25 protein-coding genes are annotated in these 25,827 nt (G+C 65.2%); 16 read left to right on the plus strand and 9 right to left on the minus strand.

Annotated features, from left to right (window positions below):
* Nucleotides 1–108: 108 nt before the first annotated feature.
* The 3 genes from ACFYO1_RS05155 to ACFYO1_RS05165 all read right to left on the minus strand — a co-directional run bounded on the left by ACFYO1_RS05155 (nucleotide 109) and on the right by ACFYO1_RS05165 (nucleotide 2,892).
* Nucleotides 109–1,317, minus strand: a complete 1,209-nt coding sequence (locus tag ACFYO1_RS05155; protein ID WP_387227343.1) for a cation:proton antiporter — start codon at nucleotides 1,315–1,317, stop codon at nucleotides 109–111.
* Nucleotides 1,318–1,332: 15 nt separating this feature from the next.
* A complete protein-coding gene (locus ACFYO1_RS05160) occupies nucleotides 1,333–2,292 on the minus strand; it encodes a zinc-binding dehydrogenase (protein WP_387227345.1) in 960 nt (319 codons plus the stop codon).
* Between the two features lie 195 nt (nucleotides 2,293–2,487).
* The gene (locus tag ACFYO1_RS05165; RefSeq protein ID WP_387227347.1) at nucleotides 2,488–2,892 is read right to left on the minus strand and encodes a PPOX class F420-dependent oxidoreductase; all 405 of its coding nucleotides are present in this window, start codon (nucleotides 2,890–2,892) and stop codon (nucleotides 2,488–2,490) included.
* 99 nt (nucleotides 2,893–2,991) lie between these two features.
* Between ACFYO1_RS05165 and ACFYO1_RS05170 the strand changes: the two genes are divergently transcribed.
* The 5 genes from ACFYO1_RS05170 to ACFYO1_RS05190 all read left to right on the plus strand — a co-directional run bounded on the left by ACFYO1_RS05170 (nucleotide 2,992) and on the right by ACFYO1_RS05190 (nucleotide 8,726).
* Complete coding sequence (locus tag ACFYO1_RS05170; RefSeq protein ID WP_387227349.1) at nucleotides 2,992–3,870, plus strand: AAA family ATPase; 879 nt, start codon at nucleotides 2,992–2,994, stop codon at nucleotides 3,868–3,870.
* Between the two features lie 325 nt (nucleotides 3,871–4,195).
* Nucleotides 4,196–5,557 (plus strand): VWA domain-containing protein, encoded by a 1,362-nt coding sequence (locus ACFYO1_RS05175; RefSeq protein WP_387227351.1) that lies wholly within the window; start codon nucleotides 4,196–4,198, stop codon nucleotides 5,555–5,557.
* A gap of 313 nt (nucleotides 5,558–5,870) precedes the next feature.
* Nucleotides 5,871–6,221 (plus strand): hypothetical protein, encoded by a 351-nt coding sequence (locus ACFYO1_RS05180; protein WP_387227353.1) that lies wholly within the window; start codon nucleotides 5,871–5,873, stop codon nucleotides 6,219–6,221.
* Nucleotides 6,218–7,477, plus strand: a complete 1,260-nt coding sequence (locus tag ACFYO1_RS05185) for a caspase family protein (protein ID WP_387227355.1) — start codon at nucleotides 6,218–6,220, stop codon at nucleotides 7,475–7,477. The genes ACFYO1_RS05180 and ACFYO1_RS05185 overlap by 4 nt, the downstream gene beginning before the upstream one ends.
* A 40-nt stretch (nucleotides 7,478–7,517) precedes the next feature.
* Nucleotides 7,518–8,726: a restriction endonuclease gene (locus ACFYO1_RS05190; protein WP_387227357.1), complete on the plus strand. Its 1,209-nt coding sequence runs from the start codon at nucleotides 7,518–7,520 to the stop codon at nucleotides 8,724–8,726.
* 696 nt (nucleotides 8,727–9,422) lie between these two features.
* Here the strand turns inward: ACFYO1_RS05190 and ACFYO1_RS05195 are convergent.
* The 3 genes from ACFYO1_RS05195 to ACFYO1_RS05205 form a co-directional block, all read right to left on the minus strand.
* Nucleotides 9,423–9,887 carry a hypothetical protein gene (locus ACFYO1_RS05195; RefSeq protein ID WP_387227359.1) on the minus strand — a complete coding sequence of 155 codons (465 nt, stop codon included), beginning with the start codon at nucleotides 9,885–9,887 and terminating at the stop codon, nucleotides 9,423–9,425.
* A gap of 301 nt (nucleotides 9,888–10,188) precedes the next feature.
* On the minus strand, nucleotides 10,189–11,208 hold the full coding sequence (locus ACFYO1_RS05200; protein WP_387227360.1) for a Gfo/Idh/MocA family oxidoreductase: 1,020 nt from the start codon (nucleotides 11,206–11,208) through the stop codon (nucleotides 10,189–10,191).
* A gap of 58 nt (nucleotides 11,209–11,266) precedes the next feature.
* Nucleotides 11,267–12,271, minus strand: coding sequence for a LacI family DNA-binding transcriptional regulator (locus tag ACFYO1_RS05205; protein ID WP_387227362.1), 1,005 nt, complete (start codon nucleotides 12,269–12,271; stop codon nucleotides 11,267–11,269).
* A gap of 262 nt (nucleotides 12,272–12,533) precedes the next feature.
* Here ACFYO1_RS05205 and ACFYO1_RS05210 point away from each other — a divergent pair, with 262 nt between their 5' ends.
* The 10 genes from ACFYO1_RS05210 (at nucleotide 12,534) to ACFYO1_RS05255 (ending at nucleotide 22,389) form a co-directional block, all read left to right on the plus strand.
* Entirely contained in the window at nucleotides 12,534–13,430 is an 897-nt protein-coding gene (locus tag ACFYO1_RS05210) for a TIM barrel protein (RefSeq protein WP_387227364.1), read from the plus strand.
* 19 nt (nucleotides 13,431–13,449) lie between these two features.
* Entirely contained in the window at nucleotides 13,450–14,445 is a 996-nt protein-coding gene (locus ACFYO1_RS05215; RefSeq protein WP_387227366.1) for a sugar ABC transporter substrate-binding protein, read from the plus strand.
* An 18-nt stretch (nucleotides 14,446–14,463) separates the two neighbouring features.
* A complete protein-coding gene (locus ACFYO1_RS05220) occupies nucleotides 14,464–15,516 on the plus strand; it encodes an ABC transporter permease (RefSeq protein WP_387227368.1) in 1,053 nt (350 codons plus the stop codon).
* Entirely contained in the window at nucleotides 15,513–16,328 is an 816-nt protein-coding gene (locus tag ACFYO1_RS05225; protein ID WP_387227370.1) for an ATP-binding cassette domain-containing protein, read from the plus strand. The genes ACFYO1_RS05220 and ACFYO1_RS05225 overlap by 4 nt, the downstream gene beginning before the upstream one ends.
* Entirely contained in the window at nucleotides 16,325–17,263 is a 939-nt protein-coding gene (iolC, locus tag ACFYO1_RS05230; protein ID WP_387227372.1) for a 5-dehydro-2-deoxygluconokinase, read from the plus strand. The genes ACFYO1_RS05225 and iolC overlap by 4 nt, the downstream gene beginning before the upstream one ends.
* Entirely contained in the window at nucleotides 17,260–18,192 is a 933-nt protein-coding gene (locus ACFYO1_RS05235) for an aldolase (RefSeq protein ID WP_387227374.1), read from the plus strand. Before iolC ends, ACFYO1_RS05235 begins: the two co-directional genes overlap by 4 nt.
* Before the next feature lie 511 nt (nucleotides 18,193–18,703).
* Complete coding sequence (iolB, locus tag ACFYO1_RS05240; protein WP_387227375.1) at nucleotides 18,704–19,591, plus strand: 5-deoxy-glucuronate isomerase; 888 nt, start codon at nucleotides 18,704–18,706, stop codon at nucleotides 19,589–19,591.
* Nucleotides 19,588–21,429: a 3D-(3,5/4)-trihydroxycyclohexane-1,2-dione acylhydrolase (decyclizing) gene (iolD, locus tag ACFYO1_RS05245; protein WP_387227377.1), complete on the plus strand. Its 1,842-nt coding sequence runs from the start codon at nucleotides 19,588–19,590 to the stop codon at nucleotides 21,427–21,429. The genes iolB and iolD overlap by 4 nt, the downstream gene beginning before the upstream one ends.
* Before the next feature lie 184 nt (nucleotides 21,430–21,613).
* Nucleotides 21,614–22,042, plus strand: a complete 429-nt coding sequence (locus ACFYO1_RS05250) for a putative immunity protein (RefSeq protein WP_387227379.1) — start codon at nucleotides 21,614–21,616, stop codon at nucleotides 22,040–22,042.
* Nucleotides 22,043–22,185: 143 nt separating this feature from the next.
* On the plus strand, nucleotides 22,186–22,389 hold the full coding sequence (locus tag ACFYO1_RS05255) for a cold-shock protein (RefSeq protein WP_054814460.1): 204 nt from the start codon (nucleotides 22,186–22,188) through the stop codon (nucleotides 22,387–22,389).
* Nucleotides 22,390–22,458: 69 nt separating this feature from the next.
* On the opposite strand, the gene ACFYO1_RS05260 is transcribed toward ACFYO1_RS05255, so the two are convergent.
* Nucleotides 22,459–23,100: a dihydrofolate reductase family protein gene (locus ACFYO1_RS05260; protein WP_387227381.1), complete on the minus strand. Its 642-nt coding sequence runs from the start codon at nucleotides 23,098–23,100 to the stop codon at nucleotides 22,459–22,461.
* Nucleotides 23,101–23,217: 117 nt separating this feature from the next.
* Between ACFYO1_RS05260 and ACFYO1_RS05265 the strand changes: the two genes are divergently transcribed.
* Nucleotides 23,218–23,712 carry a winged helix-turn-helix transcriptional regulator gene (locus tag ACFYO1_RS05265; protein ID WP_387227383.1) on the plus strand — a complete coding sequence of 165 codons (495 nt, stop codon included), beginning with the start codon at nucleotides 23,218–23,220 and terminating at the stop codon, nucleotides 23,710–23,712.
* 3 nt (nucleotides 23,713–23,715) lie between these two features.
* Here the strand turns inward: ACFYO1_RS05265 and ACFYO1_RS05270 are convergent, their stop codons facing one another.
* Together ACFYO1_RS05270 and ACFYO1_RS05275 are read right to left on the minus strand one after the other, a co-directional pair.
* Nucleotides 23,716–24,525: a DNA polymerase beta superfamily protein gene (locus ACFYO1_RS05270; protein WP_387227384.1), complete on the minus strand. Its 810-nt coding sequence runs from the start codon at nucleotides 24,523–24,525 to the stop codon at nucleotides 23,716–23,718.
* A 62-nt stretch (nucleotides 24,526–24,587) separates the two neighbouring features.
* A complete protein-coding gene (locus ACFYO1_RS05275; RefSeq protein ID WP_387227386.1) occupies nucleotides 24,588–25,787 on the minus strand; it encodes an MFS transporter in 1,200 nt (399 codons plus the stop codon).
* Nucleotides 25,788–25,827 lie beyond the last annotated feature (40 nt).

Genomic DNA, 25,827 nt, shown 5'->3' on the forward strand with positions numbered 1-25,827 from the left:
AAGGTCACGGGTGTTGGCAGGTATGCGGAAACTTTCAACCTTGGGTATTAGGGGTTAACCCCCAGAAGCGCAACATGCTTCTGACATCTGCCCCGGGGTGTGCGCCTGCTACTTCGGCGCGCTGTCGCGTCGCCGCTTGCCGAGATGCTCGGCGACGAGCGGGGCGCCGATTCCGTGCAGGAAGACGCTGCCGACGACCACCACCAGCGTCACGCCGATCACGAGGAACGCGTCCTCGTCATCGCGCAGTCCATTGAACGCGAGCAGTGCGAACACGATCGACGCGACACCGCGCGGACCCAGTAGGCCGATCATGAGTCGCTCGCGCTGGGTGAAGGCCGAGCCGAGCAACGACAACCCGACGGGAATCAAGCGAACCACCGTCAACGCGAGCAGTCCGTACACGACGACCTGCCAGCTGAGCCAGGTGAACGTCGCCGCCGCGACGTTGCCGACCGCGAACCACATTGCCAGACCGGCGAACTCGGCCACGTCCTCGGTCGATTGCAGTGGCTCGCCGGGCAATTCGCGGCGCAGCGTGCTGTAGGCGATGCCCGCGAGGAAGGCCGCCACGAAGCCGTTGCCGTCCAGCCACACCGCGACGCTGTAGGTCAGCACGGGAATCGCGATCGTCCCGATGCGCACGGCCCGCGCGTCCGTCCATTGTTTGCGCGCCGCCACAGACATGCAATACCCGGCCAGCGCGCCGATCGGCAGGCCGATGAGCACCGACTTCACCACCGCGGGCACCGCCTGCCCGAGCGCGTGCAGCGCTTGATCCGACTCCGCGCTCGCCTCCGCGGCGGCCAGCGCGAACAGGAAGATCGGCGCGACCAGCCCGTCGTTGAACCCGCTCTCCACATTGAGCGCGTGCCGAACCCGTTCCGGCACCCGCAGATCCCGCACGATCGCCTGCGCGGGCACCAGGTCGATGGGGACCACGATGCAGGCGATCAACAGGATCACCGTCCATGAAATGCCCGGCAGGAGAGCGAATCCCAGCAGATACGCGGCGGCGAGGCTCAGCGGGAAGGCGATGAACAGCAGCCGGAAGACGCCCGTGCGCCGACGGCCGGTCAGTCCCTTGCGCACCTCCGTCGCGTCGGTGAACAGGAACAGCGCCAAGATGAATTCGACGACCCGCTGCGCCGAATCGGTGTTGACCGCGGTGGCCAGCCAGTGATCGCTGCTCCAGCTCACCACCGCGCCGACCACCACCATGGCCAGCGGTGCGGTCACCTTCCAGCGAGCCATCGAGCGGGACAGGCAGGACCAGATGAGGATGACCGTCATCGTGGCCGCGATCGCGATGAACATGGGACTCCCGATCCGTCAGGGACGCAGGATGAGTCGGATCGGGTCGCCCTCTTTGCGGACGAGCCGGTCGACCACGGCGGGGGCTTCGGCCAGCGGGAACACGCCGCTGATCGAACGCGAAAGGTCAAGGCGCCCACCGGCGGTCAGCCGAATCAGCTGCGGCACGTGGGTGGGACCCGAACCGTAGTGCCCGCGAATCTGTTGCTGGGCGACTACAAACGGCGCGCTGTACTTGATGGTCAAGGGTTCGTTGACGATGCCGATCAACACCAGCCGCCCCTGAAGCGCCAGCACCCGGAGCGCCTGCTCGCGCACCGCGGCCACGCCGGCGAAGTCGAACGCGACCTCGACGCCCGTACCGCCGGTGGCCTGCTTGATCTTCTTCGCCAGCTCGGGGTCGGCCGAGTCGAGCGCCAGATCCGCCCCGAACTCGACGGCCCGATCCCGGGCGGCGGCGTTCGGGTCGACCGCGATGATCGGATAGGCGCCGGCGATGCGCAGCAACTGCACCGCATGCGCGCCGAGCCCGCCGATGCCCCAGACCGCGACGGCCTGCGCCGGGCGAACATCACCGGTCGCGGTGATCGCGGCCCATGGCGTCGAGACCGCGTCCGGGATGATCGCCGCCTGCTCGAACGGCAGGCTGTCCGGTATCCGGATCACGGACTCGGCTGTGGCGAGCGCGTATTCGGCCCAGCCGCCGTCGTAGTCGACGCCACGCGTGTAGACCATGCCCTTGCGCAGCTCGCCCGCCTGCAATGCCACCCGATCGTCCACGGCGAGGCCGGTGACGTCCGGCCCCACCTCCGCGATCGTCCCGGCGACCTCGTGGCCGAGGGTGACCGTGTCGCCCTCGAGCAGCTGCGGCTGCAGTCCGCCGTCGATGAGGTGCACGTCGGACAGGCAGACGCCCGCGGCCTCGACCTTGACCAGGACCTCGCCCGCGCCGGGCACCGGCTTGGGGACCTGCTCCATGGACAAAGTGTGCGAGGGGAGATGCAGTCGGGCCGCCAGCATCGTTTCCATGCGAGTCCTCCGCGGATAGTGAAAGGCGAGGCTGACGACGCTATCAAACAAGATCAACGGGACATGGTTGTGGCGTTGTGCGAGTGAACGCTCCACTATGTCCCGTTGATCATGCGCTCCGCGCTGGTGGGTGCCGGCGGCGGGCTATTCGACGTTGCGCGCGCCGCCGTCAGGGTCGGCCGGGTCGATATGCCAGCTCCGGATGCGGCGGGGGTGGATGCGGATGATGTCGTGGGAGAACCATTCGGGCGCGACCGGCGGGACATCCACCGTCAGCGTCTCCACCACGCCGCGGATTTCCACGCCACGTCCCCAGCCCGGCTTGACCGCGCCGGGCTCGTCCGGCGTCATGTCATCGATCAGCAGGCTGACTCGAGGGTTGGCCAGGATGTTTCGATAGCGCTGTGTCGCAATATGATTCGGTCCACCGATGTCGATGGTGTCGTCGTCGTTGAGCCGGAAACCCAGGGCGATGATCTGCGGGGCCCCCGCGGTGGTGACGGTGGCGAGACGGGCCAGTTTCTGGCCGGCGAGGTAGGCGCGTTCCACGTCGGTAAAACTCATATCGCGACCATAGAACCTCAATCGCAGTTCAGATCAATACCTGGGCGGCGGTGAGTCGCGGTCTGCCGATCTAGACTATTACTGATGAGTAAGTTCTTCGGCTCCGTCGACGAGGTGACCGGGCGGCTCACCGATGCCGGGTACCTCCCGTCCATCGACATCGCCACCGCCGTCTTCCTCGCCGACCACCTCGGCAAGCCCCTCCTGATCGAGGGGCCCGCCGGTGTGGGCAAAACGGAGCTGGCCAAGGCCGTCGCCGCCGCCTCCACCGCCGACCTCGTGCGGCTGCAGTGCTACGAAGGCATCGACGAGGCCCGCGCTTTGTACGAGTGGAACCACGCCAAACAGCTGCTGCGCATCACCTCCGAGCGGGAGGCGTGGGACAGCACTCGCGACCATGTCTTCACCGAGGAGTTTCTGCTCGCGCGCCCCTTGCTCGCCGCGATCCGCAACCCGGATCCCACAGTCCTGCTGATCGACGAACTCGACAAGGCCGATGTAGAGCTGGAGGGTCTGCTCCTCGAGGTTCTCGGCGACTACCAGATCAGCATCCCCGAACTCGGCACCGTCACCGCAGTACGCAAGCCCTTCGTCATCGTCACCTCCAACGCCAACCGCGAACTGTCCGAGGCGTTGAAACGGCGCTGCCTCTACCTCCATATCGATTACCCCACAGCCGAATTGGAACGCGCGATCGTCCGGATGAAGGTGCCCGAGCTGGACGAGGCGCTGGGCGAACCGGTCGTCCGCGTCGTCGGCGCCCTACGCGAACTGTCGCTTCGCAAACCGCCGTCTATCGCCGAAACCATCGACTGGGCAAGAACTCTCGTCGCCCTCGGTACCCGCTCGCTGACCGGGGGAGTAGTGCGCTCCACCCTCGGAGCGTTGCTGAAATACCAAGCAGACCACCGCATTGCCGCCGAACGCCTGGCTTTGGACGCTGATGAGGGGACGGCGAAGTGAGGGTTCTTCCGATCTCGCGCAGGCGCATCGAGCCCTCAGAAGTGATCTCGATGGAATCTGAAGGTGGGCGCAGGACCGTTCGCTCGAGACTGGTTCGCGCCGCCCGAGTAGCGGATGCGGCCGATTCAGGGACCGCCGATAGTTCAGAGCCCGGGTGGTTCGGTTCGCCGCCGCGTGCAGTGGTTGGGGCTGGAGCCCGTCGGCGCCCAGCGGGCGTCGTTGCTGGTCGCTTCGGGTGCAGCGAGCGGACCGCGGTGATCCGGACGGGGGCGGCGGGATGACGTCTACGGGTCGAGCAACTGCTCCGCAGCAACCTTCCGACACGATGACCGACCGCCTCGTCGAGTTCGTCGGGCTACTCCGTGATCACGGAATCAACGCGGGCCCCAGCGAAACCATCGACGCCGCAGAGGCAATGCTCGCACTCGGCTTGTCAGACCGGAACAGGCTGCGCTCAGGCATGGCCGCCTGCCTACTTCGCCGCAATGGCCAGCGCGCCGTATTCGACCAACTCTTCGATCTCTACTTCCTCACCACCGAGCTACCGCGGCCCACAACACCGGAACCCATTGAGTCGCTTCGCGATCGACTGGCCGCAGCGCTCACCGAGGACAACCCAGAAGCCGCCGCCGACCTCGCCCGCCAAGCCCTCACCCAACTCGGCGCCTACGGCGGAGCCGGCACCGGGCAGACCACTGCCCCGGTGACTACCGCGTCCGGCGCAGGCTGGTCCTCCTACCTCACCATGCGCGCTCTGAACCCCGACGACCTCCTCGCCCGCATCGTCGCGAACACAAGCAGCGCAACCGAACTCGACGCCGCAGTCCGCACCATCGAAGCCAACCGCCGCCTCACCCAATTCCGCACCGCCCTCCAAACCGAGGCCCGCCTCCGCTCCGCCCAACTCCGCGGCACCGAATACATCGCCCGCCGCGGCATCGACTCCAGCGCCGACCAGATCGACTTCCTCGGCGCCCGCGAACAGGACCTAGCCGAAATGCGCCGCCTCGTAACCCCTTTGGCCCGCAAACTTGCCACCCGCCTCGCCGCCCGCCGCCGCAAATCCGTCCGCGGTCACATCGACATGCGCCGCACCCTCCGCCGCTCCATGTCCACCGGCGGCGTCCCCATCGCCCCCGTCCTCCGCTCCCGCAAACACGGCCGCCCCGACCTCATCGTCCTAGCCGACCTCTCCGGCTCCGTAACCGGCTTCGCCGAATTCACCCTCCACCTGATCCAAGCCCTACAAGACCAATTCACCAGAGTCCGCAGCTTCGGTTTCATAGACACCTGCGACGAAATAACCCCCTTCTTCACCCCCGGCGACCCCCCAACCCCCGGCACGGCCGCCCGCATAGTCCGCGACACCAACGTCGCCCGCTACGGCAGCAGCAACTACGGCGAGGCTCTACAGGGCTTCGTAGACCACTACCTAGACGCCCTAGGCCCCCGAACCTCCCTCCTGATCCTCGGCGACGCCCGCACCAACCGCACCGACCCCAATCTCCCAGCCCTACAAGCAATGTGCGCCCGAGCCAAACACGCCTACTGGCTAAACCCCGAACCCTCCCGCTCCTGGTCCACCGGCGACTCCGCCGCCCACGTCTACGCCAACCACATCACCATGCACGAGTGCCGCGACGTCAAACAACTCGCCGAGGTCATCGGACGTTTGCTTCCGGCCTAAAGCGGGCAGGCCAGTGTATGGGATGGCACCATCTCAATCATCTAGGGCCAATTGGGCGGTTGGCGCTGTCATTCCTTTCCGCAGCGCATGAATGTAGTCGGTTCGGCCGGTGTGCCAGGCGTCGAGCATTCTTCAGTCTGACTCGCGACCGCTCGGTTTGGATAATTCCAGCTGGATTGTCCCCCGCGCCTCCCGCATCGCGGACGGGGGGCATGATAGGTATCGGTGCAGCGGGGTGATCGTCAAGTTCCCGCGCACACATGGGTGCGGCCCCACCGCACGTCACTATGGCTTGAGACAGTGAAGAAGGACCATGCAGCTTGAGGTAACGGTTACGTCGGGACGGGCAGACGAGGATCTGGTGTCGCTGAGTCAGTGGTTGCGTCGGGAGCGAGATCTGGCAGGCAAAATAACCATGGTGAACAGGCCGCCGTCCGAGGAGGAGTTGGGCGGAGCCTGGGAGATGATCTCGGTTGCTGTCGGGTCAGGCGGAATGTTTGCAGCGTTCGCTACGAGTCTAGAAGCGTGGTTTAGAAACCGGCCTCGGACGACTATTAAGATCAAGCATGGCAACGACAGCATCGAGGTAGATGCAGGTCGCGCGAAAGATCTGCCGGAGTTATTGAAGGCCCTTCTCGAAGCCCAGGCAGGTTCTGCGGAGTGACTGACCGGTCCGGCTGGCGGGCACTGCTCATCGGCGTCGCCGAATACGACGACGATGAGTTTCGTAATGTTCCGGCGGCGTTGAATAGTGTCCGTGCCCTCAAGAACATACTGACCGATCCTAATCTGTGCGGTTGGCCAAAGGAATGTGTAACGGTCATCGAGGACCCGCATAGGCCAATTGATGTAGGCCGACCACTACGAAAGTTTGCTTTGGATGCTACCGAAGCTGACACTTTACTTGTTTATTTTGTCGGGCACGGGGTGTTGAACGAGCTCGGTGAACTTTGCCTCGTGTTGAAGGAAACAGAGCAAAGCGACGTGGATTTCTCTGGACTTGAGTACGACAAGCTGAGGGCTCATCTGAAAAATAGTCAAGCCAGGACCAAGATCGTGATTTTAGATTGCTGCCATTCCGGAAAAGCGATCGAGGCGTTGTCTGGTTCCGATTCTGAGATTGCAGACAGAACTGAAATAAGTGGCGCATACACTCTCACGGCCGCCGAGCAAGCGGCCCACGTTCCCAGTTCCGGAGGTCAGGACAGTCGCACTTCATTCACGAATGCCTTAGTCGAACTAATCAGGCATGGAGTGCCAGGTGGTGATGAGTTCCTGAATCTATCTACCATATACGGGAAGCTCACTCAGCGGCTTATCTCCAATGGACTGCCGCGACCTAACCAGCGTGGGACTAATAATGTAGAGAACTTTGAGTTTGCTCGAAACTCGGCGTATTCGTCCGTGGTATCGGATGTGCCCACGGTAAGTCAACAGCTGCCGGATGATTCTACCGGGCTGGAAATGCTTGATGCTATAAGGCGGCGTTTTGACGGCCGGGAATCCGATTTTTTGCAATGTGCTCTCTCGATATGGCGGCTAATTGAGCCAACTACCGGGAAATGTGAAATAGTTCGGGCCAAGAACGGGAGTACAGTCGCCGGCAAGTACATGTTGGGGCCTATCGACGACCGCATAGAATTGGAGTTCCAGCTCGATGCTCGCTGTTACCCTGTCGCCAAAGGGGTTGACTATTCCGCGATGGAGCGTTTAATCTCCCGAATTAGGAACTGCCATTTCGGGGTATTTCTGACTTTATCGTATGTCGAAGAAGCTGTGTACCAGCATATCCGGTCGGAGCAGCAGCCGGTAACGGTGGTCTGCGGTAAAGATGTAATTGACGTACTTCAGACACGTGGGTGCACGAACGCTGCCGAGGTAGAGGAATGGCTGGACGGCCAGTTGTCGTTGGTATCGTAAGGCATTCATGTTTTCGATTCGAAGAATTTAGGGGTGGATAGTGTCCGACAGCGACCGCATTGTTTCTTACGACAATCTGGATGCTGCAGATCTACATGTGGACCGGATTTACGCGGGTAAGACCTCCAACGGTCGAAGTCTTGATCCGATTAGTCGAATTTTTAAGGTTGGAGTGCAGGGTGGGATACGTTTTAAAGGGTCGGCAATAAAAAAGTCTATTCAGTTGGTAGTTCTGTACTCTACTGGCGAGGATCCAGACTGGCGTGACCAATTGGACGCTCAGACTGGGATATTGACTTATTATGGTGACAATAAAAAGCCAGGCGGCGGTTTGTTTGAAACGCACCTTCACGGAAACACTGCATTGTTCAATGCGTTCAGTGCGGGTAGAGGTTCGGAAGAAGACCGTCGGACGGTCTCGCCCTTCTTCTATTTTGAGCGAGTGAAGAAGGAAGGATCTTTGGTTCGTTTTCGCGGTATTGCCGTGCCGGGTACCGAAGCGTCGACAAGTTCGGAGGACTTGGCCGCACTGTGGTGGACCAAGGATGGGCAACGGTTCCAAAACTACTGCGCACGATTTACCATACTCGACGCACCAACAATATCGCGCACCTGGATTGCCGGTCTTGTTTTGGGCAAGCCGCCACTAAGTGAAGGGTGTCCAGAGGCTTGGCGCCAATGGGTGGAGAACCGTACTTACAAGGCGCTTGTTGCACCGTCGACCGACTTGGTTCGCAGGTTGGATAAGCAGGTGCCAGTGGACACACTCGGCAAGGAATTGCTGAGCACGTTGCGTAATCACTTTTCTGATAGAAGTGACTTTCGAGATTTTGCACTTGCTGTGTGGAGGATGATGGCGCCAGGAACCGGGACTGGAGTCTTTACTCGTGGAGGGCGGTTTGCCCGGGGCTATCTGGGTGGGGAATATTTGATCGGCCCGCCAGGCAGTGGCAGGGCAGCCGTAGGCTTTATTCTGGAGGCGGATCCCGGTGTTCCAGGCAAGTCTGTCACCGACGTGAGCGGCTTGTTCTCAAGCCTCCGGCATCGCGAGTTTGGAGTGTTTGTAACACTTTCCTACTTTGCGGAAACCGTCTACCGCGAAGTCCGGGCTGATAGCCATCAGATTGCCTTAATATGTGGGCTTGACGTGGTCGAGACGTTGCGTCGCGAAGAAGGTCTCAGTGATGTCGTGTCGACACAGGAGTGGTTGAACGATAAATTTCCGTCGTCACGCAGTGTGGTTGAGTAGCTTGGCAGGGATTCTCTAAAGAATAGCTTGATCGAGAAAACGGCCCCCGGCCGAATTTTGCAAGGAAGACGGGACGCGATTTTCTGATTGCCATTGGGATGAACCAGAGAACAAGCATCGAATTGTCCAGCCGGGTTGAAATTTCAACGGTATGGGGCGTATCGTGTATCGCAAGGGATGCGCGATACGACAAAGCCGCGGCACGCCGGTGCATTTGATGCAGATTCTTAGATCGATGGCTTCTAAATCGGGTCAGGAACTTGCGGGTAGATCATTATTCTTGCCTATTAACTTTGCCTTCGAGCTTAGTCGGCGTAAACTTCCCCGATGGCCAGCTTTTGGAGAAAGGCTTATCCAATGGCTTGGCAATGCGAAAAGCGTTCCAAGCTGTGATCAGGAAATGCAGATGCTCAGAGATACGCATCTGGTCCTTGCTCTTTTTGGCTTCATTTTCCGAAGATAAACTGTTTGACTGGATCGCTTTCGCTGTCGAATTTCAAGTTTTCCAAAAAATACAACAGTAGCGTCTAAATCAATAATTCCCAGAAAGAGGGTAGCGAAACTGGTCAGTCCCAACGACATCAGGGTCGTTTACGTAGTGCCATTGACGCGCCAGTGCCACGGCGCCCGTAATCGACAGGGCGCCCGCGGGAAGCTGGTTCTGAACGTCTACCCAGCTAGTAATCTCACTATTAGTTACTTTTCGGGCCCCGTTAACGCCGCGGCGGACTGGGCGATGATGGCCTTCAGACCATAAGATCGCCGTACGTGCAGCGGCGGCGACCGCGGGTGATTTGAATCTACGCGGCCGGACAGCTTCAGGGCATCGGCGCCAGTGCGGGCGGCGCTTGTATAGATTACTTCCTGGACGGAAGCGTCGACATTACGAGCAACAAACAACCACACTGAGCTTCCGGACTCAACAATTGCATGCAAGCGATGCTGGCCATCGATCAACTTGCCTTTTGTGTCAAAAGCTATCGACATATGGCTTGATTGCCATCGCCCAGCCGTCATGTCACTGGCTTGTGAAAGGTAGTGTCCTTTCCGTAGATTTCTGTTGAAATGATCCTTTCCGAGGTACTGCTCGGCCTTTCTCGGATCAATAAGCTCCAGCTCCATCGTGATCGCAGGCCGTTTAGGTACGACTGTAGAAGTCATTTAATTCCGTTCTGTCCGACTCGGAACAGGTTGCGGAGCCTGTGGCTTCAGGCTTTGGCGCAAGCGAAGCTGCCTGCTGGCTGAGATTGGCACTCATTTCTGACTTTGCCCAGGAGGTATTGAAAGACTGGCGTTTGGTTATATGTTCGCTTTAGAGAAATCGCACAAGCTGAAATTGTCCTATGAGACAGAGCATGCATCGTGGATAAAAACAACACCTCAAGAACTGCAGGTAGGCCGTCCGAGCCGAGTGGCAGTGATTGTGGTCGACACACGAAACTGCCCACAGGTCGATACACGTTCAACGTCGGACTTCGGTGATCTCTACTGCGCGACCCTCCCTGCGGGAGAGTTCGCAGGCTTCGGCTACGTAGAAGGCTTCTAGGGCGTCGGTGGGGGTGCAGGGGTTTTGGAGGTTGTTGGTGATTACGGAGATGAAGGCGGACAGTTCTTCGGTGTAGGCGGTGCGGAAGCGGTCCATGAAGCCGGGGTAGGCGGGGAAGGTGGAGTGGATGTAGTCGGGTTCTACTGAGGTCAAGGGGGAGCGGTCGTCTAGGCCGACGATGGCGTTTGCGGTGGAGCCGAGGGCTTCCAAGCGGACGTCGTAGCCGGCGCCGTTGTAGCGGGTGAGGGAGACGGTGGCGAGGGTCTCGTTGTCGAGATGTAGGAGGACGGCGGCGGTGTCTACGTCACCGGATTCGGTGAAGATGGGGGCGCCCTGGTTGGTGCCGGTGGCGTAGACGGAGACGATTTCTTGGCCGGTTACCCAGCGGATGATGTCGAAGTCGTGGACGCCGCAGTCGCGGAAGATGCCGCCGGAGTGGGGGATGTAGGCGGCGGGCGGGGGTGTGGGGTCGAGGGTGGTGGCGCGGAGGGTGTGGAGCCAGCCTAGGGAGCCGGAGGTGATGGCGGCGCGGGCGGCTCGGTAGCCGGCGTCGAAGCGGCGCTGGAAGCCGATTTGCACTGGGACGGTGGTGTTTTGGAGGTGGTCGAGGACGGCGAGGGTGCCTTCGATGTCGGCGGCGACGGGCTTTTCGCAGAAGACGGGGAGGCCGGCGTCGACGGCCCGGAGGATGAGTTCGGGGTGGGAGTCGGTGGCGGTGGTGATGATGAGGCCGTCGAGGTCGGCGGCGAAGAGGGCGTCGAGGTCGGGGGCGAATTCGAGGTCGAGTTTGGTGGCGGTGGCGCGGGCTCGCTCGGGGTCGGCGTCGGCGACGATGACGTTGGCCACGTTGGGGAAGTTCTCGAGCGTTTCGGCGTGGGAGGTGCCGATGCGGCCGGTGCCGGCGAGGCCGAGGGTGACGGCTTTGTGGGATGTCATCGACTTTCCTCCTGGTGAGCGCGACGTTCGGTGGGAACTGCCTGGGGCAGTGGATGTTTCAGCGGAGTGGGGCGCTCGTCGTCGAGCGGACGACGAGGGACGGCTGTAGGCGGCGCCGGACCGGTTCGGTGCGGTCGGCGCGGAGACGTTCGACGAGCGCTTCGATGGCGAGCCGGCCCATTTGGACGCGCGGCTGGTCGATCGTCGTCAGGGAGACGTGGCGGAGGGCGGCCAGGGAAGTGTTGTCGTAGCCGACGATGGAGACGTCCTCCGGGACGCGTAGGCCGGCCTCTTCCAGGGCGGACATGGCGCCGACGGCGTTGAAGTCATTGCCGCAGACCAGGGCGGTGGGGAAGTTGTCGCGGGTGAAGAGGTTCAGCAGCTTCTGCACCGCGGCGATGCCGGCGGAGTCGGTGTGCTCGCTCGGGACGACCATCGGCTCGAGGCCGTGCCGTTCCATCGCGGTCTGATAACCCTTGCGGCGTGGGGACGCGGTGAACGCGGTGCCGCCGTCGAGGTGCACGATGCGCCGATGGCCAAGGGAGGCAAGATGATCCACGGCGAGACCGGTGCCGACCTCGCCGTCGTCGTTGACCGTGTCGACGTCGGCGATGGCCGAGCTGCGCGAGACCAGAACGAGCGGAGCCTGTTGTGCCGCATCGCGAATGGCGCTGGCGGGCAGGATGGGGGAGAGCAGGATGATGCCGCCGGGCCGGAACGCGAGCAGGCTCTCCAGCGCGGTGCGCTCGCGTGCGGCGCTGCGGCGGCCGGTGTTGAGGATCAGCTCCAGGCCGGATTCCTGTGCGGCGGTGTCCATTCCCTCGACGACGTCGGCGAAGAAGGCGTTGTGCAGGTCGGAGACCATGACGCCGACGATGTTCGACGTCCGGCTGGCCAGCGAGCGCGCCATGATGTCCGGCTGGTAGCCGAGGTCTTTCGCGGCCGCCAGCACGGCGCGGCGACGGTGCTCGCTGACCTTCGGGGAGTTGCGCATGACGAGCGAGACCAGGGCGCGGGAGACGCCTGCGCGCTCGGCGACGTCTTCCATGGTGGGTCGCGCCATGCCGCCTCCGTTCCGCGTTCGGTGATCCGTGCCGTGTCGGACGTTACAAGGTCGGCGCGCTCGAATCAATAGAGCGCTCTAATCGGACTTTCTTCTCATCGAAATCTCCGACATTTGCCCAGGAAACGCGGATATCACCTGGTGGTAGCGCTAATCTGAGTGCTGTGCACCCTCTTGACACACTATGACCCGCGTTACATAGTTGGAGCGCTCCAATCGCTTGGGGCGCTTCAACTCGACATCGAAGGTCGGAGAAGTCCTGATGACCGAACCGCTCTACCCGCTGCGCATCGCGGCCGCCCCGATCTCCTGGGGAGTGTGCGAAGTTCCCGGCTGGGGTCACGTGCTCGACGCGCAGACCGTGCTCGCGGAGATGGCCGCGCTCGGCCTGTCCGCGACCGAACTGGGCCCGCCGGGCTATCTTCCGCCGGACCCGGACGAATTGCGTTCGCTGCTGGCGACATTCGGGATCACCGCGATCGGCGGCTTCTTGGCGCTGGTGCTGCACACCGAACCGGAGCGCGCGCTCGTCGCGGCGAAGGAGGCCGCCGAGCTGTTCGCCGCGACCGGCGCCGAGGTGCTGGTCCTGGCCGCCGCGACCGGGCTGGACGGATACGACGCCCGCCCGCGGCTCACCGCGGCCGAATGGTCCACGCTCATCGAGACTTCCGCCGCGATCCGCGATCTCGCGGCCGAGCACGGGCTGCGCACGGTGCTGCATCCGCACGTCGGCACGCAGGTGGAGACCGAACCCGAGGTCGAACGCTTCCTTGCCGATTCGGACCTCGACATCTGCCTGGACACCGGCCACCTGCTGATCGGCGGCACCGACCCGGTGCTGCTCGCGCAGCGACATGCCGACCGGATCGGCCACATTCACCTCAAGGACGTCCGCGGCGCACTCGCCGACGAAGTTCGCGGCGGCGCAATAGATTACAGCGAAGCGGTGCGCCGCGGATTGTATGTCCCCCTGGGTGACGGGGATGTCGACATCGCCGCCCTGGTGCAGACCATGCGGGCCGCCGGCTACCGCGGCTGGTACGTGATGGAGCAGGACACCGCCCTGCGGCCCACCGACTCGGCGGAGCTGCCGAGCCGGGACACCGAACGCAGCCTGCGCCACCTCGCCGGCCTCGCGACTTCCGCCGCACGAATCTAGTTGGGAAGTGATGACAACGATGTCTCTTCGAGTTCGCCGAGGGTGGCACCGCTCGCGCCGCCTGGTGCCGTGGCTGGCCGTGGCCGCGGTGCTGGCCGCGTGCAGCGGGCCGGGCACGGACGCGGTCGCGCCGACGAATTCCCCGGTCGCCGCGGGCAAGTTGAACTCCGTCGCGGTGGTCACGCACGGCAGCCCCGGCGACGCGTTCTGGAACGTGGTCAAGAACGGTGCGGAGGCGGCGGGCAAAGACCTCGGCGTCCGGGTCGAATACAACTCGGCCGGCGACCCCGGCCAGCAGGCGAAGCTGATCGACAACGCGGTCGCGCAGGGCGTGGACGGGCTCGTTGTCTCGATGGCCAACCCCGACGCCCTGCTTCCCTCGATCCAAAAGGCCATCACCGCGGGCATTCCCGTGGTGACGATCAACTCGGGGGAGGGCGAGAGCGTCAAGTACGGCGCCATCGGCCATGTGGGACAGAGCGAATCGCTGGCGGGGCAGGCGGCCGGCAAGCGCCTCGCCGACGCCAAGAAGACCAAGCTGCTCTGCGTGATCCACGAGGCCGGCAATATCGGCGCCAATCAGCGCTGCGAGGGCGCGACCAAGGCGTTCGGCAACGGGACGACGCTGCAGGTGGACATCAACAACCCGACCGACGCGCAGTCCCGGATCAAGGGCGCGCTGGAGGCGGACAAGTCGATCGACGCTGTGCTGACGCTCAATTCGCAGGTCGCCGCGCGGGCGGTGGACGGGGTGAAGGAAGCGCAGTCCGCCGCGACGGTCGCGACGTTCGACCTCAATACCGATGTGGTCGAGGCCATCCGCGCGGGCAAGCTGCTGTTCGCCGTCGACCAGCAGCAGTACGAGCAGGGCTACCTGCCCGTGGTGTTGTTGCAGGCCTACCGGACCAACCTGAACACCGTCGGTGGTGGCACACCGGTGCAGACGGGTCCGGCCTTCGTCGACAAGAACAACGTCGATGCCGTCGCCGCGCTTGTGGCACAGGGCACGCGCTGAGGTCAGGGAGTAGATGAAATGACTGTTGCGACAGAAGCATCCGCGGCCGAACCGGCCACCGAGCCGAAGGGGCCGACGCTGATGCAGCGGATGGTCGTCCGGCCGGAGATCGGCGCCGCGCTCGGCGCGCTCCTCGTGTTCGTGTTCTTCTCGATCATCACCGATCGTTTCCTGAGCCCACTGGGCGTCGCGACCTGGCTGGACGACTCGTCCACGCTCGGCATCATGGCGATCGCGGTGGCGCTGTTGATGATCGGCGGCGAATTCGACCTCTCGGCCGGCGTGATGACGGCGTCGACGGCGTTGGTCACCGCCCTGCTCGCGGTGCACGCCGGCTGGAACGTCTGGTTCGCGCTGCTGGCCTCGCTGGTCCTCGCGCTACTGGTCGGCGCGTTCAACGGGTGGCTGGTGATGCGCACCGGACTACCGAGTTTCATCGTCACCCTCGGCACTTTCCTTGCGCTGCAGGGACTGAACCTCGGCGTGACCAGGATGGTCACCGGAACCGTTCAGGTAGCGGGGATTCGGAGCGCGGACGGGTACAACTCGGCCGGCTGGGTGTTCGCCTCGACGCTGAACATCGGTGACGCGCGCATCCAGGCTTCGGTCATCTGGTGGATCGTGCTGACCGTGATCGCCTCGATCGTGCTGGTGCGCACCAGGTTCGGCAACTGGATCTTCGCGGTCGGCGGCGCGCTGCAGAACGCGCGGGCGGTCGGCGTGCCGGCCACTCGGACGAAGATCGTGCTGTTCATGACCACCGCGTTCGCCGGCTGGGTGGTCGGCTCGTGCAGCATCCTGCGGTTCGCCAGTGTGCAGGCGAATCAGGGCGTGGGGCTGGAACTGCACTACATCATCGCCGCGGTCGTCGGCGGCTGCCTGCTCACCGGTGGATTCGGGTCGGCGGTCGGCGCCGCGATCGGCGCGCTCATCTTCGGCATGGCACGTCAGGGAATCGTGTTCGCGCGCTGGGACAGTGACTGGTTCATGCTGTTCCTCGGCGTGCTGCTGCTGGCGGCGGTGTTGGTCAACAACAGATTCCAGAAGCGAGCCGAAAGGGTACGCCGATGACTACAGCATCGCGAAACGATTCGACGCGGGGCGGGCCGACTCCATTGATCGAAGCCGTTGGCATCGGCAAGAGCTACGGCGGTGTGGTCGCGCTGGAAGACGTGTCCACGGTGGTGAACGCGGGGCAGGTCACCTGCATCCTCGGTGACAACGGCGCGGGCAAGTCGACGCTCATCAAGATCTTGGCCGGTGTGCACCAGCACGACCGCGGCGAGTTGCGGATCGACGGGCAGCCGGTCCGGTTGTCCTCGCCGCGTGCGGCTTTGGACCACGGCATCGCGACCGTGTATCAGGATCTGGCGGTGGTCCCGCTGATGAGCGTCTGGCGCAACTTCGTGCTCGGCTCGGAGCCCACCTCCGGCCCGTTCCGGCTGCTCGACCGTCGCAAGGGACGGGAGATCGCGCGTAACGGACTGGCGGACATGGGCATCGAGATCCGCGACATGGAGCAGCCGGTCGGGACGCTGTCCGGCGGGCAACGGCAGTGCGTCGCGATCGCGCGGGCCGTGCACTACGGCGCGAAGGTGCTGATCCTGGACGAGCCCACCGCCGCGCTCGGGGTGAAGCAGGCCGGAGTGGTGTTGAAATACGTTGTCCAGGCCAGGGATCGCGGTCTCGGGGTCGTTCTGATCACGCACAACCCGCACCACGCCTTCCCGGTCGGCGACCGATTCCTGCTGCTGAAACGCGGCACGGCGCTCGGCTCGTACGAGAAGGACGAGATCGACCTGTCGGAGCTCACGCGGCAGATGGCGGGCGGGGCCGAGCTGGACGCGTTGCAGCACGAATTGCAGCGGGTCGTGTCGTCGTGACCGGTCTGGAAGCGTTGACCATCGGCCGCGTCGGCGTCGATCTCTACCCGCAGCAGAGCGGTGTCGGTCTCGCCGAGGTGGAGTCGTTCGCGAAGTTCCTGGGCGGCACCGCGACCAACGTCGCGGTCGCCGCCGCGCGACTCGGCCGGCGCAGCGCGGTGCTGACCAAGGTCGGCAAGGACGGCTTCGGCGACTACGTGCGAACGGCGTTGGCGGACTTCGGCGTATCGCCCGACTATGTCGGCACCTCGCCGGAACTCCTGACACCGGTGGTCTTTTGCGAGTTGAAGCCGCCCGCCGACCCGCCGCTGCTGTTCTACCGCGCGCCCATTGCGCCGGATCTCACCCTCACCGAGGACGAGGTGCCGTGGTCGGTGGTGGATTCGATTCCGCTGCTGTGGGTTACCGGGACCGGAGTAAGCGCGGAACCCGCACGCAGCACCCAGCGCCGGATTCTCGAACGGCGTAACCGGCACGGGCACACCGTGCTCGACCTCGACTACCGGCCGATGTTCTGGCCGAATGTCGAGACCGCGCGAGCCGAGATCGGCTGGATGGTCGATCACGTCAACGTGGTCGTCGGCAACCGTACCGAGGTCCAAGTCGCGGTAGGCACAGCCGATCCCGACGAGGCGGCCGACCGGCTGCTGGCGCGTGGGGTCCGGCTCGCGGTGATCAAACGCGGCGCCGAGGGCGTGCTGGTCGCCACCGAATACGAACGGTGGACGGTGCCGCCGTGCCGGGTCGAGGTGGTCTGCGGGCTCGGAGCGGGTGACGGCTTCGGCGGCGCGCTGATCCACGGCCTGCTGTCGGACTGGGATCCGCATCGCATCGCCACCTACGCCAATGCCGCGGGCGCGCTCGTGGCCTCCCGGCTGGCGTGCGCCGACGCGATGCCGACGGACTCGGAGATCGAAGAACTGCTGTGCCGATGAACGCGGTGCGCCCATCTGGAATTGGAGGAACTACCGTGCATTTGACCGACGAACGCTGGCGTGAGCTGCTGCGCGTCCGCGCGACGGACCCGGCGGCGGTCGAGCGGGCATATGCGAAGCGGGTCCGCCGACCGAACCTGTTGGCGGACAAGGACACCCTGTTCCTGATCGCCGCGGACCACCCGGCCCGCGGCGCCCTCGGCGTCGGCTCGGACCTGACCGCGATGGCGGACCGGCGCGCGCTGCTGGAGCGGCTGCTGATCGCGCTGGCCCACCCGGACGTCGACGGCGTGCTCGGTTCCCCGGACGTGGTCGAGGAACTGCTGCTGCTGGACGCGCTGGACGACAAGGTCGTCATCGGCTCGATGAACCGGGGCGGGCTGGCCGGCGCGGAGTGGGAAATCGACGACCGCTTCACCGGTTACGACGCGGACTCGCTCGCCCGCTTCCGGCTCGACGGCGGCAAAATGCTGCTGCGCCTGGTGGATTCGGACGCGGGCACGGTGCCGACCTTGCAGGCGTGCGCACAGGCGGTCTCCGAACTCGCGGCGAACGGACTCATGGCGATGGTCGAGCCGCTGCCGTACCACCGCGACGAATCCGGTGCCCTGGTCATGAGCAAGGATGCGGCCGCCCTGTCCCGCGCCATCACGGTCGCTTCCGGCCTCGGCGTCACCTCCGCCTACACCTGGCTGAAGATCCCTGCCCCGGAGGATATTTCGGTACTCGACGCAACCACCCTGCCGGTTGTGGTCCTCGGTGGCGCCCCCTCGGGTGACCAGGTCGCCGACATCGCGTACTGGGACGGCGCTCTCGGCCATGATGTGGTCCGCGGCCTGGTGGTCGGCCGGACGCTGCTCTACCCGCCCGACGGCGACGTCGGCGCGGCGGTCGACACAGCGGCCAAGATGCTGAAGGAGACCCGATGAACCGTGGCCACCACGCGACCTCGACCCGTCCGTCTGCTGACTGTGCGCTGCTGGCCGCGAGTACCGCGCGCAATTTATCGTCGCGCGCACAAGCTCGCCGGCGAATTCGTGCACGGCGCACCATGATGAGCGCGCCGCGTTCGCCTGGCCACGGGCGGCATGCAGCACACCGGGACTCCCTGGCTCCAAAGATGCGACACGGAGCTCGACTGCTGCGCGCGAATCGTTGTGCCGCGCGCGAATTGGCCGGCCGATATATGCGCGCGACGCGCTTTCGTGCGCAATGCGCCATGATGTGCGCGCCGCATAGGCACACCGACGGGCGGAGCGCCGTGCGCTCACACGGACAAGGTGCCGACGGGTTGCGCGGTGGTCGTTCGCCGCGTGCGAATCGTCCTGCTGCGCAGGATTTCGTCGGCGGTTATGCACGCGCGGCGCGAAGCCGTGCGCTGCGACTGACAGACATTGCGGCGACCGGTTCGGGGGCAATCGTTCGACGTGGGGGAGTGGGATGAAGTTACATCGACCTTCCGGAACGCTCAGTGTGGGTGGGGATTCGGTTCACCTCGCTCCGGAGGACGCCGGGTGGACCTACACCGGCCTACAGGTGCTGAACCTGCGCGCCGGTGAAACCCGGACCCTCGACACCGGCGAGTTCGAAGCCTTCGTCCTGCCACTGGCTGGTTCGTGCACAGTCCGCGTCGACGGCCTGACCTTCGAATTATCCGGCCGCGACTCGGTTTTCACCCGGGTGACCGACTTCGCCTACATCCCGCGCGACGCGACGGTCGAGCTGACGGCAGGCAGCGATCTGGAACTCGCGCTGCCGATGGCCCGCTGCACGAACCGTCTCGACCCGAAATACGGCCCCGCGGAACAGGTCCCGGTCGATATCCGCGGCGCGGGACAAGCCACCCGTCAGGTCACCAACTTCGGCGTCCCCGGCGTCTGGGATCACGCCGACAAACTCAACGCCTGCGAACTGATCACCCCGGACGGCAACTGGTCCTCCTACCCGCCGCACAAGCATGACGAAGCGAGCGACTGCGAGGTCGTCAACGAGGAGATCTACTACTTCCGCATCGCCGGACGAGACGGGATCACTCCGTCACGTGACGGATTCGGAATGCATCGCACATACACGGCGGACGGTGCACTCGATGAAAACGTCGCGGTACGGGACGGCGATGTCTTTCTGGTCCCGCAGGGCTATCACGGTCCGTGCATCGCCGCCCCGGGCTACCCGATGTACTACCTCAACGTGCTCGCGGGCCCCGCCACGGAACGTTCGATGGCCTTCTGCGACGACCCGGCGCACAGCTGGGTGCGCGGCGCCTGGGACGACGAGCCGCGCGATCCCCGCTGCCCGGTCACCAACCACGAAGGACGGCTCCGATGAAACTGACCGCGGCGCAGGCGCTGGTGGCCTGGCTGATCGCTCAACGCTCGGAAACCCTGGATGGCCGCGAAGTGCCGTTGTTCCCTGCGGTTTTCGGCATCTTCGGACACGGTAACGTGCTCGGGCTCGGCACCGCCCTGCACGAGCGACGCGAGGAGATCCCGGTCTGGCGCGGGCACACCGAGCAGGGGATGGCCCTCGCTGCCGTGGGTTACGCCAAAGCGACTCATCGTCGCCAGGTCGGCGTCGCGACCTCGTCGATCGGGCCGGGCGCACTGAACATGGTGACGGCCGCCGGCGTAGCGCACGCGAATCGGCTTCCGCTGCTGCTGCTCCCGGGCGACACCTTCACCACCCGCGCACCCGACCCGGTGCTGCAACAGGTCGAGCATTTCGGCGACGCGACCGCCACAGTCAACGACGCGTTCCGCGCGGTGAGCCGCTACTTCGACCGGATCACCCGCCCCGAGCAGCTGATTTCCACACTGCCCCAAGCAGTCCGGGTGCTCACGGATCCGGCCGAGGCCGGTCCGGTCACGCTCGCTCTACCGCAGGACGTCCAGGCCGAGACCTACGACTTCCCCGACGCACTGTTCGAACCGGTCGTCCACCGCATCCTGCGTCCGCGCGCCGACGAGCGATCACTGACCGATGCCGAAGTGGCGCTGCGTGACTCGGCGCGGCCGCTGCTGGTCCTCGGCGGTGGCGTCCGCTACTCGGGCGCGGGGAGAACTACGCTCGAATTCGCTGAGCGCCATGGCATTCCGATCGTCGAAACCACCGCGGGCCGCACCCTGGTACCGCACGGGCATCCTCTCTACGCCGGTCCGCTCGGCGTCACCGGCTCGACGTCGGCCAACGTGCTGGCCGCCGAGGCCGACCTCGTTCTCGCCGTCGGCACCCGCTTGCAGGACTTCACCACCGCCTCGTGGACCGTCTTCGCGCCCGACGTCCGCCTCGTCACGATCAACGCCGCTCGCTTCGACGCGGTCAAACACGGCGCCCTCGCGGTCGTCGGCGACGCCGACGCAACGATCCGTGACCTGAGCGAACGCACCCGGCAATGGCAGGTCGCCCCCGAATGGACCGCCCGCGCCGCCGCCGAACGCGGCACCTGGGACGCGCACATCGACAAATTACGCGCCCATACTCTCGGCACTCCCAGCTACGCCCAGGTGGTCGGCCTGGTCAACGAGCTCAGCGGGCCGAACGACTACGTGATGACCGCCTCGGGCGGCATGCCCGGCGAACTCGTCGGCGGTTGGCGCGCGGCCGGTGGCGCCCCGACCATGGACGTCGAGTACGGATTCTCCTGCATGGGTTACGAACTCGCGGGAGCGTGGGGCGCGGCCATGGCGCACACCGACGGCCTGGTCACCACGATGCTCGGCGACGGCTCCTATCTGATGCTGAACTCCGAACTGTTCTCCGCCGCGTTCGCCGGCCACCCGCTCGTCGCGGTCGTCTGCGACAACGACGGCTACGCGGTGATCGCCCGCCTGCAGGAAGGGCAGGGTGGCGCACCGTTCAACAATTTCTACGCCGACTGCCGCACCGCGCACGACGACCCGCCCCGGGTCGACTTCGCCGCGCACGCCCGCGCCCTGGGCTGTGCTGTCTTCACTGCCGCTGACCTGGCCGAATTCCGCGACGCCTACGCCGCCGCGCGCGACACCGCGGTCCGCGAGTCCCGCCCGGCCGTGCTGGTGATCCGCACCCAGCCGTCGTCCTGGACCGAGGCGGGCGCCTGGTGGGAGGTCGGCGTTCCGGAGTATCTGTCCGGGCACACCGCCCATGTCCAGGCGAAACCACGCCAGTTGCGCTATCTGCAACATTGAACTCGAGGTGAAACAAGGTGCTGCGCTACTCGGCGGAAAGTCGTAGGATGACTTAACGGCGCATCGGGGCGCTGATAGCGATGGCCCTTGCGGCACAAGATAACTGGGACTTGACCGAGTATCGGTGACCAGTTGCGTCGAGAAGGGGAAAGTCTGTGCGGACCGAGGCGAGCAGAGCGGGCCGGTGACCCTCAACCGGGTCGACCACGCCGCGTTGGCGCGGTGGGCGGCGGATTGCGCCGAACACGTGCTGCCGCTGTTCGAACGCGCGCGACCGGACGACCCACGACCGGGCGCGGCGATCGAGGCCGCCCGCGCCTGGGTGCGCGGCGACCTGACGATGCCGGAAGCGCGTCAGGCCGCCTTCGCGGCCCACGACTCCGCCCGCGAGTCCATCGGCGCGGCCACTTTCGCCGCGCGGTCGGCCGGGCACGCCGCCGCGACCGCTCATGTGGCGGGTCACGCGGTGCACGCCGCGAACTACGCGATGGCGGCGGTACAGGCGGATTCGTCGGAGGGGGACGACGAACGCGCCTGGCAAGAAGCTCAGGTACCGGCCCGACTGTTCCGGGTGGTTTTCCCGGATCTCGGCCTGTCAGAGCGGGGGAGGTGACGGCAACAACCCCCTAGTCAGCGTTGTTTTGCTCACAGTTGACCGGGGAAGAAGTGGAGAAATTCGTCGGATCATGGCATCGTTGATCTCGAGACCAGGCCATTCCATTTGGCAGAATCTGGCTCGTCTACAGAAAGTATGAAATGGCTCAGGGCATTGTGAAGTGGTTCAACAGCGAGAAGGGCTTCGGCTTCATCGCGCAAGACGGCGGAGGCCCCGACGTCTTCGTGCATTACTCGGCCGTCAGCGGCGCGGGTTTCCGGTCCCTCGATGAGGGGCAGCGCGTGGAGTTCGAGATCGGCCAGGGCCAGAAGGGCCCGCAGGCGCAGGACGTTCGCGTTCTCTGATCGCTCCTAAGCTTTCGAAAGGCCCCGCACCGGCAAGGTGCGGGGCCTTTCCCCGTTTCCGGGGAGTGCTCACGCCCTGGTGAACGTCACATGGGTGACCGAGGGGGAGCGGACGACCGAGCCGACCACGTAGCCCGGCAGCGTGCCCAGATCGTCGTAGAGGCGCTCGCCGCCGCCGAGCAGAATCGGCACGACGGCCAGATGCATCTCGTCGACCAGGCCGGCTCGAAGAAACTGCCGCACGACCGACGACCCGCCGCCCAGCCGCACGTCCTTGCCGTCGGCGGCCTTGACTGCCTGCCGCAGCACCTCCTCCGGGGTGTCGTCGACGAAGTGGAACGTGGTCCCGCCCGCCATCGGCAGCGACTGCCGCGGGTGATGGGTCATCACGAACGTGTCGTGGTGGTACGGCGGGTTGTCGCCCCACCAGCCCTTCCACTCCTCGTCCTGCCACTCGCCGCGAATCGGCCCGAACATGTTGCGGCCCATGATGGTTGCGCCGATACCGACGTCGCCGGCCTTGACGAAATCGTCGTCGATACCGGTCTCGCCGCCCTCGGTGCCGGACCATTCGTTGCCGGTGCGAGTGGCGAAGACCCACTCGTGCAGGCGCATGCCGCCCTCGCCGATCGGGTTGTCCGGACCCTGGTTCGGGCCGGCCACGTAGCCGTCCAAAGAGATCGCCAGGTTGCGTACGAGGAGCTTCGCCATGGTTTTGTCTTTCGGTTGAGTGCTTGCAGTTTGCAATCGCTTGGGTACAGACTAGGACGGACTGGTTGTATATTGCAAGCAGAAGTTCGAAGGATTTCGCGGAGTGAGGAGCGGTGGATGCGCGACGAGGGACGCTCGGGCTGCCCGATCAACGCGACGATCGAGGTGATCGGGGATCGGTGGACCCTGCTGGTGCTGCGCGACGTGATGTTCGGCAACCGGCGCTACTTCCGGGAGCTGCTGGCCGCGTCGGACGAGGGCATCGCCTCGAACATCCTGTCCGACCGGCTGAAACGGCTGGTCGCGGCGGGCCTGCTCAGCCGGGAGGACAGCAGGCCGGGGCAGAAGGCGGAATATCGGCTGACCGAGCCGGCCATCCAGCTGGTGCCGATCATGGCCCAACTCGGATCGTGGGGGTTGCGGCACCGGCCGACCACCCGGCAGCTGCGGGTGCGCGCCGAACTGCTCGAGCAGGGCGGCCCCGAGCTGTGGACGGAGTTCATGGACGAACTGCGCGAGTCGCACCTCGGGATTCCCCGGCCCGACCCGGACCGGCCGACCGCGACGGACCGGCTGGCGCGGGCCTACGCGGCGGCCGTCGCCGAGGCCTGAGCGCTAAGCCGGTCCGGCGGCTTCGGCCCGGAAGAACTCCGCGGTGAGCTGCCTGGCCCGGTCGAGGTCCGGGTCTGCCGTCTTCGGGAAAGCGTCTGCGGCCAGCTCGAATTCGGCCTCGATGAACGCGGCGATCGGCACCGGCACTGTACCGCTGCCCATTTCGCGGGTCCGGGACTTGAGTTCGGTCAACTCCGCCACTGCCGCAACGAGATCCGTGGTCAGGTCGCAGTCGTCCATCAGCGTCGGCAGGTGCATCGGCGCCACCGCCGCACCCGGGTGCTCGCGCAGCCAGCATAGGGCCATGGCCGGGCGCAGGGAATAGAACACCTTCTTCAGTGATCGGTTGCGGTCGAACAACTCCCACTGCTTCGCGCCCAGGTGCAGATAGTGCCTGGCCACCCGGTTGCGGTCGGTGACCTCGGTGGCCAGCGCACGCAGATCGTCGCGGAACCGGCTGTCACCGCGGTACACGATGGGCGACATCAGCCATTCGATGAGCACGGCGTTGCCCGCGACCAGCAGGCGCAGCGCCTTGGCCAGGTCCCAGCCGTTCACGTCGAGCAGGCCGGCCAGCGGCGTCTCGATCACGTCGCGGGTGCGCCACGGCGACAGGTAGGTGTCCAGGCTCGCGACATAGACGAACCGGCAGTCGTAGTCGGAGTCCGGCGACGGGAAACCCCAAGCCCGGCTGCCGCTTTCGATGGCGAGCCGGACGGACACGCGGTGTTCGCGCTCGACCCGGTCCAGCTCGAAGTCGATGGACCCGACCACGGTCGGGTCCATCGAAGCGGGAATCGCGCGTAGGGCCATGGCACTGATGCTATGTCCTGGTTACTCCGGAACGCAGGTCATTTTCCGGCCATCGATGCAGTTCAGGCCTTCGCCGGGGCGCGACCGCAGGCGGCGACCAGCAACGCGACGACCACCAGCGCGCCGCCGAGCCACATCGCGGAGGTGACGCCGAACGCGTCCGCCACGCGTCCACCGGCCAGCGCGCCGAGGGCGATGGCGGCGTTGAAGACGCACGCGTTCAACGAGGACGCCGCCTCGCGTGCGTCGGGTGCCGCGGCGAAGGCCCAGTTCTGTGTGGTGACCGACACGCCGCCGTAGGACAGGCCCCACGCCACCATCAGCACGACGGCGAGCCACAGTGAACCGCCGAGCACCGGGATCAGCAGCACAGTGCCGGCCAGCGGGACGGTGATCGTCATCAGCATCCGGCGCGGATCGCGGACACCCGCGGCTCCTGAGCTGAAATTGCCGATGACACCGGCGATTCCGTACACCAGCAGCAAGGTGCCGATCGCGCTCGCGCCGATGCCGGTCACCTTCTCCAGCAGTGGACGGATGTAGGTGTAGGCGGCGAAGTGGCCGGCGACCAGGAACGCGACGACCAGCAGCGCGGTGCGCAATTGCGGCTCGCGGGTCAGTCCCAGTGCTTCGCGCAGCGGAACCGACTGCGCAACAGTCGATCTCGGCAGCAACACCGCAATCGCGATCAACACGACCACTGCGAGCGCCGCGATGACGAGGAAAGCCGCGCGCCACCCGGCGAGCGCACCGATGTACGTCCCGGCGGGCACGCCGATCACCGAGGCCACCGCGACGCCGCTGTAGACCAGCGCGGTGGCGGCGCCGATCGACTCGGCCGGCACCAGTCGCGCCGCCAGGCTCGCCGCGATCGCCCACACCCCGCCGATCCCGATGCCGACCAGCACCCTGGCCGCCATCATGACCGCGACGTTCGGCGACCAGGCCGCGCCCACATTGCCGAGGGTCAGCACTGCGAGCAGCGCGCAGAGCACGAGCCTGCGGTCGGTGCGGCCGAGCGCGCCGGTGATCAGCGGCGCGGACAGGGCGGCGACCAGGCCGGTAGCGGTCAGCGAAAGCCCGGCCGCGCCCTCGGAGACCCGCAACGCACGGCTGATCGGGGTGAGCAACCCGACCGGCAGCATCTCCGAGGTGACGACCGTGAAGGTGGCCCCGGTCACGGCGCCGACGCCGAGCCAGCCGCGCAGGGCCGAAACCTGCGCCGCGGGTGCCGGATTCACGCTGTCTTGAACCTGTGTCATGCCTTCAGCCAACCGATCGGCCGGGGCGGAAACAACGGCG

It is taken from the genome of Nocardia sp. NPDC006044, from assembly GCF_042871115.1.
In the GTDB taxonomy this organism is placed as follows: Bacteria; Actinomycetota; Actinomycetes; order Mycobacteriales; family Mycobacteriaceae; genus Nocardia.

Coding starts and splice junctions, on each gene's coding strand:
- ACFYO1_RS05270 (WP_387227384.1), bottom strand. CDS start 24,525: ATGGCCCTACGCGCGATTCCCGCTTCGATGGACCCGACCGTGGTCGGG.
- ACFYO1_RS05180 (WP_387227353.1), top strand. CDS start 5,871: ATGCAGCTTGAGGTAACGGTTACGTCGGGACGGGCAGACGAGGATCTG.
- ACFYO1_RS05260 (WP_387227381.1), bottom strand. CDS start 23,100: ATGGCGAAGCTCCTCGTACGCAACCTGGCGATCTCTTTGGACGGCTAC.
- iolD (WP_387227377.1), top strand. CDS start 19,588: ATGAAACTGACCGCGGCGCAGGCGCTGGTGGCCTGGCTGATCGCTCAA.
- ACFYO1_RS05220 (WP_387227368.1), top strand. CDS start 14,464: ATGACTGTTGCGACAGAAGCATCCGCGGCCGAACCGGCCACCGAGCCG.
- ACFYO1_RS05275 (WP_387227386.1), bottom strand. CDS start 25,787: ATGACACAGGTTCAAGACAGCGTGAATCCGGCACCCGCGGCGCAGGTT.
- ACFYO1_RS05170 (WP_387227349.1), top strand. CDS start 2,992: ATGAGTAAGTTCTTCGGCTCCGTCGACGAGGTGACCGGGCGGCTCACC.
- ACFYO1_RS05225 (WP_387227370.1), top strand. CDS start 15,513: ATGACTACAGCATCGCGAAACGATTCGACGCGGGGCGGGCCGACTCCA.
- ACFYO1_RS05195 (WP_387227359.1), bottom strand. CDS start 9,887: ATGACTTCTACAGTCGTACCTAAACGGCCTGCGATCACGATGGAGCTG.
- ACFYO1_RS05155 (WP_387227343.1), bottom strand. CDS start 1,317: ATGTTCATCGCGATCGCGGCCACGATGACGGTCATCCTCATCTGGTCC.
- ACFYO1_RS05160 (WP_387227345.1), bottom strand. CDS start 2,292: ATGGAGCAGGTCCCCAAGCCGGTGCCCGGCGCGGGCGAGGTCCTGGTC.
- iolB (WP_387227375.1), top strand. CDS start 18,704: ATGAAGTTACATCGACCTTCCGGAACGCTCAGTGTGGGTGGGGATTCG.
- ACFYO1_RS05175 (WP_387227351.1), top strand. CDS start 4,196: ATGACCGACCGCCTCGTCGAGTTCGTCGGGCTACTCCGTGATCACGGA.
- ACFYO1_RS05265 (WP_387227383.1), top strand. CDS start 23,218: ATGCGCGACGAGGGACGCTCGGGCTGCCCGATCAACGCGACGATCGAG.
- ACFYO1_RS05200 (WP_387227360.1), bottom strand. CDS start 11,208: ATGACATCCCACAAAGCCGTCACCCTCGGCCTCGCCGGCACCGGCCGC.
- ACFYO1_RS05235 (WP_387227374.1), top strand. CDS start 17,260: ATGAACGCGGTGCGCCCATCTGGAATTGGAGGAACTACCGTGCATTTG.
- ACFYO1_RS05205 (WP_387227362.1), bottom strand. CDS start 12,271: ATGGCGCGACCCACCATGGAAGACGTCGCCGAGCGCGCAGGCGTCTCC.
- ACFYO1_RS05210 (WP_387227364.1), top strand. CDS start 12,534: ATGACCGAACCGCTCTACCCGCTGCGCATCGCGGCCGCCCCGATCTCC.
- ACFYO1_RS05255 (WP_054814460.1), top strand. CDS start 22,186: ATGGCTCAGGGCATTGTGAAGTGGTTCAACAGCGAGAAGGGCTTCGGC.
- ACFYO1_RS05215 (WP_387227366.1), top strand. CDS start 13,450: ATGTCTCTTCGAGTTCGCCGAGGGTGGCACCGCTCGCGCCGCCTGGTG.